Origin of the sequence: Streptomyces sp. NPDC096132 (assembly GCF_044763345.1) — a bacterium.
GTDB lineage: Bacteria > Actinomycetota > Actinomycetes > Streptomycetales > Streptomycetaceae > Streptomyces.
The window spans coordinates 218,905-230,661 of the sequence record NZ_JBIWGA010000006.1; the positions used below are offsets into that span (position 1 = coordinate 218,905).

The 11,757-nt window shown below is 72.6% G+C and carries 10 protein-coding genes; all 10 read right to left on the reverse strand.

Features of this window, described 5'->3' with window-relative positions:
• Positions 1 to 4: 4 nt before the first annotated feature.
• Complete coding sequence (locus tag ACIRF9_RS16685; protein WP_403821805.1) at positions 5 to 553, reverse strand: hypothetical protein; 549 nt, start codon at positions 551 to 553, stop codon at positions 5 to 7.
• Positions 553 to 1,179, reverse strand: a complete 627-nt coding sequence (locus tag ACIRF9_RS16690; protein WP_403821807.1) for a TetR/AcrR family transcriptional regulator — start codon at positions 1,177 to 1,179, stop codon at positions 553 to 555. The genes ACIRF9_RS16685 and ACIRF9_RS16690 overlap by 1 nt, the downstream gene beginning before the upstream one ends.
• Positions 1,167 to 1,946 (reverse strand): enoyl-CoA hydratase family protein, encoded by a 780-nt coding sequence (locus ACIRF9_RS16695; protein WP_403821809.1) that lies wholly within the window; start codon positions 1,944 to 1,946, stop codon positions 1,167 to 1,169. Before ACIRF9_RS16695 ends, ACIRF9_RS16690 begins: the two co-directional genes overlap by 13 nt.
• Positions 1,943 to 3,511: a 4-coumarate--CoA ligase family protein gene (locus ACIRF9_RS16700; RefSeq protein WP_403821811.1), complete on the reverse strand. Its 1,569-nt coding sequence runs from the start codon at positions 3,509 to 3,511 to the stop codon at positions 1,943 to 1,945. Before ACIRF9_RS16700 ends, ACIRF9_RS16695 begins: the two co-directional genes overlap by 4 nt.
• A 20-nt stretch (positions 3,512 to 3,531) precedes the next feature.
• Positions 3,532 to 4,674 carry an acyl-CoA dehydrogenase family protein gene (locus ACIRF9_RS16705; protein ID WP_403821814.1) on the reverse strand — a complete coding sequence of 381 codons (1,143 nt, stop codon included), beginning with the start codon at positions 4,672 to 4,674 and terminating at the stop codon, positions 3,532 to 3,534.
• 80 nt (positions 4,675 to 4,754) lie between these two features.
• Positions 4,755 to 6,602, reverse strand: coding sequence for a biotin carboxylase N-terminal domain-containing protein (locus ACIRF9_RS16710; RefSeq protein WP_403821817.1), 1,848 nt, complete (start codon positions 6,600 to 6,602; stop codon positions 4,755 to 4,757).
• An 8-nt stretch (positions 6,603 to 6,610) separates the two neighbouring features.
• On the reverse strand, positions 6,611 to 8,209 hold the full coding sequence (locus tag ACIRF9_RS16715) for an acyl-CoA carboxylase subunit beta (RefSeq protein ID WP_403821819.1): 1,599 nt from the start codon (positions 8,207 to 8,209) through the stop codon (positions 6,611 to 6,613).
• Complete coding sequence (locus ACIRF9_RS16720) at positions 8,206 to 9,888, reverse strand: acyclic terpene utilization AtuA family protein (RefSeq protein WP_403821822.1); 1,683 nt, start codon at positions 9,886 to 9,888, stop codon at positions 8,206 to 8,208. Before ACIRF9_RS16720 ends, ACIRF9_RS16715 begins: the two co-directional genes overlap by 4 nt.
• Complete coding sequence (locus ACIRF9_RS16725) at positions 9,885 to 10,679, reverse strand: TIGR03084 family metal-binding protein (protein ID WP_403821825.1); 795 nt, start codon at positions 10,677 to 10,679, stop codon at positions 9,885 to 9,887. Before ACIRF9_RS16725 ends, ACIRF9_RS16720 begins: the two co-directional genes overlap by 4 nt.
• A gap of 75 nt (positions 10,680 to 10,754) precedes the next feature.
• On the reverse strand, positions 10,755 to 11,699 hold the full coding sequence (locus tag ACIRF9_RS16730; protein ID WP_403821828.1) for an EamA family transporter: 945 nt from the start codon (positions 11,697 to 11,699) through the stop codon (positions 10,755 to 10,757).
• Between the last annotated feature and the right edge of the window lie 58 nt (positions 11,700 to 11,757).

The following is an 11,757-nucleotide window of genomic DNA, read 5'->3' on the forward strand; positions in this document are numbered from 1 at the left end:
GGTCTCAGAGCTTGCCCCAGAGGTAGGCCGTGCGGTGGCCGTCGAGGAGGTCGGTCAGGCGGGCCTGGAAGTCCTCTCCGAGGTCGGGCCAGTTCCAGAACTTCAGGCCGAGGTGGCCGAAGGCGAAGGGGGCGTTGTCCCAGGTCCAGTCGGGCAGGGGCGTGGTGGCGGCGCAGGTGGGGCAGGTGAGGTCGGCGGTGCCGGTCTCGCTCCAGGTGCCGATCGCGGTGCTGACGCGGGCCCAGCCTTCGGTGTCCAGTCGGCCGGGGGCGCCGCAGCGCGGGCACACGGCGTGCTCGGGGGCGTCCGTGCCGCTGTGGAAGGCGCCGCGTCCGGTGTGCACGGCGAGTCCGTCCGAGGGTTCCCGGTCCCAGTCGTCGGCGACGGCGTGGTGCCAGGTCGGGCCCGGCGGATGTGCGCCCAGCGTGGGCCCGGTCCGGTCGGCCAGGACGACGCCGTCGGCCACGAGCCGCTCGACCAGCCGCTTCGCGAGCCGGGGTGCCTCGTCCTCGCTCACGTCCAGGTCGACGATCACCTGGAAGTGGTCCCCCATCAGCGCTCCCCCGCTTCCAGCAGCCCGTCCAGCAGTCCCGCCCACTGTGCCACGACGCGCTCGCGGCGGCCGCCGTCGTCGGTGAGGAGGTTGGCGAGGCCGAGGCCGCGGGCCATGTCGAGGAGGCCCTGGACGGTTTCGCGGACGCCGGGGACGGACTCGTCGGCGCCGAGGAGTTCCACGGCTATGCGGTGGGTCTCGCGGCCGACGCGGGCTTCCAGTTCGGTGACGCGGGGTCGGAGTTGTTCTTCGTTGGAGGCGGCGACCCACAGGTGGAGGGCGGCGCGGAACAGGGGGCCGGTGTAGAGGTCGACGAGGGCGGAGACGACCGCGTGGCGTGCGGCGGCGCCTTCGGGGAAGAGGGCGCGCAGGGCGGTGGAGCGTTCTTCGGCGACGTATTCGACGGCCGCGGTGAAGAGGTCCTCGCGGGTGGGGAAGTGGTGCTGGGCGGCTCCTCGGGAGACGCCCGCGCGTTCGGCGACGACGGAGACCGTGGAGCCCGCCCAGCCGTGTTCGGCGAGGCAGGCCACGGCGGCTTCGAGGAGTCGCTGCCGGGTGGCCCGGCTGCGGTCCTGTTTGGGGGCGCGGTCGCCGGGGACACGGTCGGCCGTGGTCACAGCACCCATGCGGGATCCCGTCGTTCGAGGAAGGCGGTCATGCCCTCGCGGGCCGGCGCGGAGGTGAACAGCCGGGCCGAGAGCGCGGTGAGGTCGGCCGCGTCCCGGTCGAATGTCTCCAGCACCCTAGCCGTGAGCAGCCGTTTCGTCTCGGCGAGGCCTTGTGGGGCGGATCTGCGCAGTCCGTCCAGGACGGGTGCGAGTACGGCGTCGATGTCGTCGCCCGTGGCGGTCAGCAGGCCGATGCGGGCGGCCTCGGGGGCGTCGAAGCGTTCGCCGGTGAGGTAGTAGCGGGTCAGGGCGCGGGGGTCGGTGCGCGGGAGGAGGGGGAGGGAGATCACGGCGGGGGCCACGCCGATGCGTACTTCGGTGAAGGCGAAGGTCGACGGGGTGGAGGCGGCGGTGATGTCGCAGGCGGCGAGCAGGCCGAGGCCGCCGGCGCGGACGTGGCCGGTGACGCGGGCGAGGACGGGTTTGGGCAGTTCGACGATCTGCCGGAGCAGGGCCACGAAGGCGTCGGGGAGGTGGGGGTCCCCCCGCTCGAGCGAAGCCGAGAGTGGGGGAGGGTCGCGCAGGTCGGCGCCCGCGCAGAAGGTGCCGCCGGTGTGGGTGAGGAGGACGGCGCGGACGTCGGTGTCCTTGGCGCTGTCGGTGAGGGCGTCGGCGAGTTCGCGGACGAGGGCCGCCGACAGGGCGTTGCGGGTGTCGACGGCGTCGAGGCTGAGGGTCTCGACGCCTCGGGCGCGGGTACGGCCGATCAGGGGTGCGTGGGTCATGGGGTCTCCCTGAGTTGCCGGCGCAGGATCTTCCCGGAGGCCGCCCTCGGTACGGCGTCGATGAAGGTGACGTGGCGGACGCGTTTGTAGGGGGCGACGCGTTCGGCGACGTACATGGCGATCTCTCCTTCGGAGAGGTCGGGGGCGGTGGGCTGGCGGACGACGAAGGCGTGCGGGACTTCGTTGCCGTCGTCGTTGTAGACGCCGATGACGGCCGCGTCGGCGACGGCGGGGTGGGTGAGGAGGAGGGCTTCGAGTTCGGCGGGGGCCACCTGGAAGCCCTTGTACTTGATGAGTTCCTTGACGCGGTCGACGACGAACAGCCAGCCGTTCTCGTCGACGCGGCCGATGTCGCCGGTGTGCAGCCAGCCGTCGGTGTCGATCATGTCGGCGGTGGCGTCGGGGCGGCCCAGGTAGCCCTTCATGACCTGGGGTCCGCGGATGAGGATCTCGCCGTCCTCGCCGGGGGCGAGGTCCTTGCCCGGGTCGTCCAGGGAGACGATCCGCATCTCGGTGCCGGCGATGAGTTTGCCGACGGTGCCGGCGGGGGCGTCGCGCATGGCGTCGAGGGGGACGACGTGGGTGCCGGGGGACAGTTCCGTCATGCCGTAGGCCTGGCCGAGGGGCGGCAGGTTCAGGCGGTCGGCGCAGGCGGCGGCGAGGTCGGCGTCGAGGGGTGCGGCCGCGCTGATGACGTACTTCAGGGACGACAGGTCGTACTGGGCGACCGCCGGGTGCTTGGCGAGGGCGAGGACGATCGGCGGGGCCACGTACAGGCCGGTGATGCGGTGGGTCTGGATGGCGGCGAGGAAGGTGTCCAGGTCGAAGCGGGGCAGGACGACGACGGTGGCGCCGTGGCGCAGGGGCGCGTTCATCAGGGCTGTGAGGCCGTAGATGTGGAAGAAGGGCAGGACGGCGAGGATGCGGTCGCCGGGGCCGGCCGAGATCGCGGGTTCGAGCTGGGCGAGGTTGGTGGCGATCTGCCGGTGGGTGAGCATGACGCCCTTGGGTACGCCGGTGGTGCCGGAGGAGTACGGCAGGGCGGCCACGTCCTCGGCCGGGTCGATGTCCACCTGGGGTTCGGGGGCGGCGGAGGCGAGCATGTCGATCAGTGAGCGGTGCCCGGGCGCGCTGTCGCAGACGAAGATCTCCTGGATGCCGCCCGCGAGTTCGGCGGCGCGGCGGGCGGTTTGCAGGAACGGTGAGGCGGTGACGATCCAGCGGGCCGCGCAGTCGCCGAGTTGCTTGGCGAACTCGTCGGCCGTGGCGAGCGGGTGCACGGTGGTGACGGAGGCGCCCGCGCGGGTGGCGGCGTAGAAGGCGAGGGGGAAGGCGACGGTGTTGGGGCTGTGCAGGGCCAGTACGTCGCCCTTGCGGACCCCGGCCTCGGCGAGGGCGGCGGCGACGCGCCGGTGGAAGCGGCGAACCTGCTCGTAGGTGAGGGTGGTGCCGTCCGTGCCGTCGATCAGCGCGGGCTGGTCGCCGAACGCGGCGGCGTGGCCCAGGACGGCGTCGTGGATGGGGAGTTCTACGGGCGGGACGTCTGCGTACTCGCTGCGGAACATGGTTCCTCCAAGGCGGCGGCCTAGTACGACTTGGGCAGGCCCAGGGTCTGGTGGGAGACGTAGTTGAGAATCATCTCCCGGCTCACCGGGGCGATACGAGCCACGCGTGAGGCCGTGATGAGCCGGGCGATGCCGAACTCGCTCGTGAGGCCGTTGCCGCCGAGGGTCTGCACCGCCTGGTCGACGGCCTTCACGCAGGCCTCCCCCGCCGCGTACTTGGCCATGTTGGCGGCTTCGCCCGCGGCCGTGTCGTCGCCCGCGTCGTAGAGGTGGGCGGCCTTCTGCATCATCAGTCGGGCCAGTTCGAGCTCGATGTGGGCCTGGGCGAGGGGGTGGGCGATGGCCTGGTGGGCGCCGATGGGGGTGTTCCAGACGGTGCGGTCGCGGGCGTACTCGACGGCTTTCGCGAGGGCGTACCGGCCCATGCCGATCGCGAACGCGGCGGTCATGATCCGCTCGGGGTTGAGCCCGGCGAACAGCTGCAGCAGGCCGGCGTCCTCGTCTCCGACGAGGGCTTCGGCGGGCAGTCGTACGTCGTCCAGGACCAGCTCGAACTGCTTCTCCGCGCTGTGCAGTTCCATGTCGATGCGGCGGTGGGTGAAGCCGGGGGTGTCGCGCGGGACGATGAAGAGGCAGGGCTTGAGGCTGCCGGTGCGGCCCTCTTTGGCGGACACTGTCGCCGTGCGGCCGACGATCAGGGTGGCGTCCGCGATGTCCACGCCGGAGACGAAGACCTTGCGGCCGGTGAGGAGCCAGTCCGTGCCGTCGCGGCGGGCCGTGGTGGTGATGCGGTGGCTGTTGGAGCCGGCGTCCGGCTCGGTGATCCCGAAGGCCATCAGGCGGGAGCCGTCCGCCAGTGCGGGGAGCCATTCCTGTTTCTGGGCTTCCGTGCCGTAGCGGGCGATGACCGTGCCGCAGATCGCCGGGGAGACGATCATCATGAGGAGGGGGTTGCCGGCGGCACCCAGCTCTTCGAGGACGAGGGAGAGTTCGGTGATGCCTCCGCCGCCTCCTCCGTGGGTTTCGGGGAGGTTGACGCCGATGTAGCCGAGTTTGGCGGCTTCCTGCCAGAGGCTCTTGGTGTCGTGCGGGTGGGTTTTGGCGAAGGAGGAGACCGCTTCGCGGAGTGCCCTGTGTTCTTCGGATTCGATGAGGGTGGTCATGGTGCTCCTTCGCCTGCGGGTCGTGTGTGGCTGGTCGCGCTCACGCGGTGGAGCCGCATATCGATGCAGCCCCGCGCCCCTTAAGGTCGGCTGCTCTCCACCACTGCCAAGAGCGCGCCCATCTGCACTTGCTGTCCTTCGGTCACCGGCACCGCCGTCACCGTCCCCGTCGCCGGGGCGGAAATGACGTGTTGCATCTTCATCGCTTCGAGCCACACCAGCGGTTCGCCCCTTTCCACACTCGATCCGGTGATGAGACTCGGCGCCAGCTTGACGACCGTTCCCGGCATCGGGGCCAGGAGGGAGCCGGGGGCGTGCTGGGTCTCGGGGGCGGGGAAGCGGGGCAGTTCCGTGAGGGTCGTGGTGCCCACGTGGACGCGGTCGCCGTAGCGGGCCACCTCGAAGCGGCGTCGTACGCCGTCGATCTCCAGGACGACCAGCGCCGGGTCGGCGTGCACGACCTGGACGCCCTGGGCCGTGAGGCCGGTGCGCCCGTGTGTGTACTCGACCTCGATCTCCTCGCCGCCCACCGCGTACCGCTTGCGCTGTGGCTGGGAGGGCAGGTTGCGCCAGCCGCCGAAACGGGAGCGGGTCCGTGCCTCGGCCAGCGCCGCCGCCAGTGGGGCGTGGGGATCCGCCGTCGAGGTGGTCAGCTCGGCGAGGTGGCGGTCGTAGAAGCCGGTGTCCATGCGGGCGGACGTGAACTCCTCGTGGCGCAGGGAGCGGACGAGGAGGTCGCGGTTGGTGGCCGGGCCGTGGACGGTGGTCCGTTCCAGGGCGCCCGCGAGCCTGCGGATCGCCTCCGCGCGGGTGGGGGCGTGGGCGACGATCTTCGCGAGCATGGGGTCGTAGTGGACGCCGATCTCGTCGCCGTCGTCGTAGCCGGTGTCCAGGCGGACGCCGGGCGGGACGGTCAGGCGGTGCAGGGTGCCGGTCTGCGGGGTCCAGTCGGTGGCGGGGTCCTCGGCGTAGAGGCGGGCCTCGACGGCGTGGCCACGCGCGTGTGGCGGCTCGGGGGCGAGGGCGGCGCCCTCGGCGACCCGGATCTGCTCGGCGACCAGGTCGAGGCCGAAGACGGCTTCCGTGACGGGGTGTTCGACCTGGAGGCGGGTGTTCATCTCCAGGAAGTGGGCGTGGCCGTCGGCGACGAGGAACTCGACGGTGCCGGCGCCGACGTAGGCGACCGAGCGTGCCGCGCGTACGGCGAGCGCCCGCAGTGCGTCGTCCAGTGACTCGGGGAGTCCGGGCGCCGGGGCCTCCTCGATCACCTTCTGGTGGCGGCGCTGGAGGGAGCAGTCGCGGGTGCCGAGCGGCCATACCGTGCCGTGGGTGTCGGCGAGGATCTGGACCTCCACGTGGCGGCCGTTCTCGACGTAGGGCTCGACGAACACCTCGCCGTCGCCGAAGGCGCTGGCGGCCTCGGCGCGCGCGCTGTCCAGGGCGGTGTCCAGCTCCTCCAGGCGGCGCACGACGCGCATGCCGCGCCCGCCGCCGCCCGCGGCCGCCTTCACCAGAACCGGCAGGTCCGCTTCCGCCACCTCACCCAGCGGTGCGAGTCCCATCAGCTCCTTCGCGCGCGTCTTGGAGGCCATCGCCTCGATGGCCTCGGGCGGCGGCCCGATCCAGGTCAGGCCGGCGTCCAGGACGGCGCGGGCGAAGTCGGCGTTCTCGGAGAGGAAGCCGTAGCCGGGGTGCACGGCGTCCGCGCCCGCGCTGACGGCGGCCTTCACCACCAGGTCGGCGCGCAGATACGTGTCGGCGGGCGCCGCGCCCGGCAGCCGTACCGCCGTGTCGGCCACGCGCGTGTGCAGGGCGTGCTCGTCGGCGTCCGAGTGCACGGCGACCGTGCGGATGCCCAGCTCACGGCAGGTGCGGAAGATCCGGCAGGCGATCTCGCCCCGGTTGGCCACGAGGACAGAAGCGATCACTGGTTTCCTCACATCCGGAAGACGCCGAAGCCGCCGCGCGCACCCTCGTACGGCGCCGTGTGGATGGCTGACAGGCACAGTCCGAGGACCGTGCGGGTGTCGCGCGGGTCGATGACGCCGTCGTCGTAGAGCCGCCCGGACAGGAACATCGGCAGGGACTCGGACTCGATCTGCTGCTCCACCATGGCGCGCAGGGCGGCGTCGGCGTCCTCGTCGTACGGCTGTCCCTTCGCGAGCGCCGACTGCCGGGCGACGATCGACAGCACGCCGGCCAGCTGCTGGGGCCCCATCACGGCCGACTTGGCGCTGGGCCAGGCGAACAGGAAGCGGGGGTCGTAGGCGCGTCCGCACATGCCGTAGTGCCCGGCCCCGTAGGAGGCGCCCATCAGCACCGACAGATGCGGCACGCGGCTGTTGCTCACCGCGTTGATCATCATCGCGCCGTGCTTGATGATGCCGCCCTGCTCGTACTCCTTGCCGACCATGTACCCGGTGGTGTTGTGCAGGAAGAGCAGCGGGATGTCGCGCTGGTTGGCGAGCTGGATGAACTGGGCGGCCTTCTGGGACTCCGCGCTGAACAACACCCCCTGGGCGTTGGCGAGGATGCCCACCGGGTAGCCGTGCAGGGAGGCCCAGCCGGTGGCCAGGCTGGTTCCGTACAGGGGTTTGAACTCGTCGAAGTCGGAGCCGTCGACGATCCGGGCGATCACCTCGCGCGGGTCGAAGGGGGTCCTGAGGTCGCCGGGGACGATGCCGAGCAGTTCCTCGGCGGAGTACTTGGGGGGCGCGGCCGGCCCGGGATCGCCGTACGCCTTGCGGTGGTTGAGGCGGGCCACCACGCGCCGTGCCTGGCGCAGGGCGTCCGCCTCGTCGACGGCGAAGTAGTCGGCGAGTCCCGACACGCGTGCGTGCATCTCCGCACCGCCGAGGGACTCGTCGTCGCTCTCCTCGCCGGTGGCCATCTTCACCAGGGGCGGACCGCCGAGGAAGACCTTCGCCCGCTCCTTGACCATGATCACGTGGTCGGACATGCCGGGGATGTAGGCGCCCCCGGCCGTGGAGTTGCCGAAGACGACGGCGACGGTCGGGATGCCGGCCGCCGACAGCCGGGTCAGGTCCCGGAAGACGGCACCCCCGGGGATGAAGATCTCCTTCTGCGACGGCAGGTCGGCGCCGCCCGACTCGACCAGGCTGATGCAGGGCAGCCGGTTGGCGAGGGCGATGTCGTTCGCCCGCAGGGCCTTCTTCAGCGACCAGGGGTTGCTGGCGCCCCCGCGCACGGTCGGATCGTTGGCGGTGATCAGGCACTCCACGCCCTCCACCACCCCGATCCCGGTGACGAGCGAGGCGCCGACCGCGTAGTCGCTGCCCCAGGCGGCCAGCGGCGACAGTTCCAGGAAGGGTGTGTCGGGGTCGAGGAGCAGTTCGATGCGCTCGCGCGCGAGGAGTTTGCCGCGCCCCCGGTGCCGCTCGACGTACTTCGGGCCGCCGCCGGCGAGGGCCTTCGCGTGCTCGGCGTCGAGTTCGGCGAGCTTGGCGAGCATGGTCTCGCGGTGGGCGCGGTAGTCCGGTCCCCGGGTGTCCAGGGCGGAGGTGATGACCGTCAAAGCAGGGCCTCCGGGATGTCCAGGTGACGGGAGCGCAGCCATTCGCCGAGCGCCTTGGCCTGCGGATCGAAGCGGTGCTGCGCGGCGACACCGGCGCCGAGGATGCCCTCGACGACGAAGTTCAGGGCGCGCAGACGGGGCAGCACATGGCGGGTCACGGTCAGCTCGCGGATCTCCGGGAGGAGTTCACGCAGGCGCTCGACGGTCAGCGTGTGGGCGAGCCACCGCCATGCCTCGTCCGTACGGACCCACAGCCCGACGTTGGCGTCCCCGCCCTTGTCCCCGCTGCGGGCGCCGGCGACCAGGCCCAGGGGGGCCCGGCGCGTGGGCCCCGCCGGCAGGGGGGCGGGCAGGGGCGGCTGCGGCACCTCGTCGAGTACGAGGGTGTCGGCGGCCGGGGCCACGGGGATCCGGTGTCCGTCGTCGAGGACGGCCAGCTGGGCGACCTCGTCCTGGGGGACGTGAGAGGCCTCGAAGACGCCGTACGGGGATCCCTTCCCGGGCGGGGCGAGCACATGGAAGCCGGGGTAGCTGGCGAGGGCCAGTTCCACGGCCGCGCCGCTCAGCGCCCGCCCCACGACGCCCTGTTCAAAGTCCCGTACGACGAGCCGCAGCAGGGCGCTGGCCTCCTCCTCGCTGTCGGCGTCGGGCCGGTCGGTCCGGGCGAGTTCCCACCGCACCTCGGACGGCCGGGACTTGGCGAACGCGTCCGCCATCTGCTCCCGCACGAGTTCCGCCTTGGCCTCGATGTCGAGGCCGGTGAGCACGAAGACGACCTCGTTGCGGAAGCCGCCGAGCCGGCTCCGGCCGACCTTGAGCGTGGGCGGCGGGGCCTCGCCGCGCACCCCGGTGATCCGCACCCGGTCGGGCCCGTCCTGGGTGAGCCGTACGGTGTCCAGCCGGGCGGTGACGTCGGGACCCGGGTACCGGGCGCCGCCCGTCTCGTAGAGCAGCTGCGCGGTGACCGTGCCGACGTCGACGAGGCCGCCCGTCCCGGGGTGCTTCGTGATCACGCAGCTGCCGTCCTCGTGGAGTTCGGCGAGCGGGAAGCCGGGCCGGCCGAGGTCCCTGCCGCCCTCGGCGAAGAAGGCGTAGTTGCCGCCCGTGGCCTGTGCCCCGCACTCCAGGACGTGCCCGGCGACGACGGCGCCCGCGAGCCGGTCGTACTCCCCGGGCCCCCAGCCGAAGTGGGCGACGGCGGGCCCGGTGACCAGGGCCGCGTCCGTCACGCGCCCGGTGACGACGACGTCGGCGCCCTCGCGCAGACAGGCGGCGATGCCGAAGCCGCCGAGGTAGGCGTGGGCGGTGAGGCTGCCGGGGTACCGGTCGGTGAGGTCGTCGCCCTCGACGTGCGCGACGCGTACGGGGACGCCGATCCGGTCGGCCAGCTTGCGCACGGCGTCGGCGAGTGCGGCGGGGTTGAGGCCGCCGGCGTTGGTGACGATCCGTACGCCCCGCTCCCGGGCGAGCCCCAGGGACTCCTCCAGCTGCCGCAGGAACGTGCGGGCGTACCCGGCGGACGGGTCCTTCAGACGGTCGCGGCCGAGGATCAGCATGGTGAGTTCGGCGAGGTAGTCGCCGGTGAGGACGTCGAGTTCGCCGCCGGTGAGCATCTCGCGCATCGCGTCGAAGCGGTCGCCGTAGAAGCCGGAGGCGTTGCCGATGCGGAGCGCGGTCACCCGGCGGCTCCCTTCGGGGAGCGGCCTTCGCCGGGCGGGCCCGCGAAGGCCTGGGCGATGTCCAGCCAGCGGTCGGCGTCCGGACCCTCGGCGTCCAGGGCGAGGTCGGCGCGGTGGGCGCGCTGGGTGACCAGAAGGCAGAAGTCGAGGGCGGGGCCGCTGACGCGGTCCGTGGCGTCCTCGGGGCCGTAGGTCCACACCTCGCCGGAGGGGGCGGTGAGTTCCACGCGGAACTCCTCGAAGGGCGCGGGCAGTCCGTGCACGCCGAAGGCGAAGTCCCGGGTGCGGACGCCGAGGCGGGCGATGTGCCGGAGCCGGTCGGTGGGTGCGGGCGTGACGCCCAGCGCGTCCGCCACGTCGAGGCCGTGGGCCCAGGTCTCCATGAGGCGGGCGGTGGCCATGGAGGCGGCGGCCATGGGCGGCCCGTACCAGGGGAAACGTGCCCCCGGGGGTGCCGCGCGCAGGGCGTCCTGGAGGGCCTCGCGCCCGGCCCGCCAGTGGGCGAGCAGCTCCGCGGGCGGCTTCGCGGCGCCTTCCTCCGCGCCGTTGTCCACGAAGTCGCCGGGCGCGGCGAGCGCCTTCTCGACCTCACGGGCGAAGGCGTCGTGATCGGTCACGGCCAGCACGGAGGAGTGGTCGGTCCAGGCGAGGTGCGCGATCTGGTGGGCGACGGTCCAGCCGGGGGCAGGGGTCGGGAGCCTCCACTGCTCGGGCTCCAACTCGGCCATGAGCAGGTCGAGTTCGTCGCTTTCGGCGCGCAGGTCGTCGAACACGGGCGTCGGGTCGGCCATGGGGTGGAGCATGGCAGGGGGCCCAGAAACAATCAAGCATGCTTGCATTAATTCCCGGGCGACGCCCAGGCGCTCCTACGCCTTCGCCTTCCCCCGCCCCACCTGGGTCCGCACCGCCCCCATGCTCGCCGCGACGACGAGGCCGATCGCCGCCACCTCCATGACGGAGAGGGCCTGCCCGAGGACGAGGAATCCCGCGGTGGCGGCGAGGGCCGGTTCGAGGCTCATCAGGACGGCGAACGTGGACGCGGGCAGCCGCCGGAGAGCCAGGAGCTCGAGGGTGTACGGGAGGACGGAGGACAGCATCGCCACCGCGGCGCCGAGGCCCAGCGTCACGGGATCGGCCAGCTTCGCGCCCGACTCGGCGATCCCCAGCGGCAGGAACAGCAGCGCACCGACCCCCATCGCCAGCGCGAGGCCGTCGGCCTGCGGGAAGCGGCGGCCCGTGCGGGCGCTGAAGACGATGTACGCCGCCCACATCGCACCCGCGCCCAGGGCGAACGCGACCCCCAGCGGGTCGAGGTCGCCGAAGCCGCCGCCGAGCAGGAAGACGCCGGCCAGGGCGAGGCCTGCCCAGATCAGGTTCAGCGCGCGGCGCGAGGCGACGACCGACAGGGCCAGCGGGCCGAGCACCTCCAGCGTCACCGCCGGACCCAGCGGGATACGGGCGACGGCCTGGTAGAACAGGCCGTTCATCGCGGCCATGGTGACACCGAAGACGATCACCGTCCCCCAGTCCGCCCGGGAGTGCCCCCGCAGCCGGGGCCGGCAGACGACGAGCAGGACGACCGCCGCCACGAACAACCGCAGCGCCACGACGCCCAGCGCCCCGGCCCTCGGCATCAGCATCACGGCCAGCGCGCCCCCGAACTGCACCGAGACACCCCCGGCGAGCACGAGGCCGACGGGGCCGAGGGAGCCGAAGCGGTTCGGGGCGCCCTGCGGAACGGGGGCGGCGACAGGGGCGGTGGTGGCGGCTTCGGGGGTGGTCACGGGCGGTCCAAGGGTTCGTACGTCCATCACGATGAACTGTCGAGTCCACAGTAGTGGACTGCGTCAGGCGTGTGAACCCGTTATG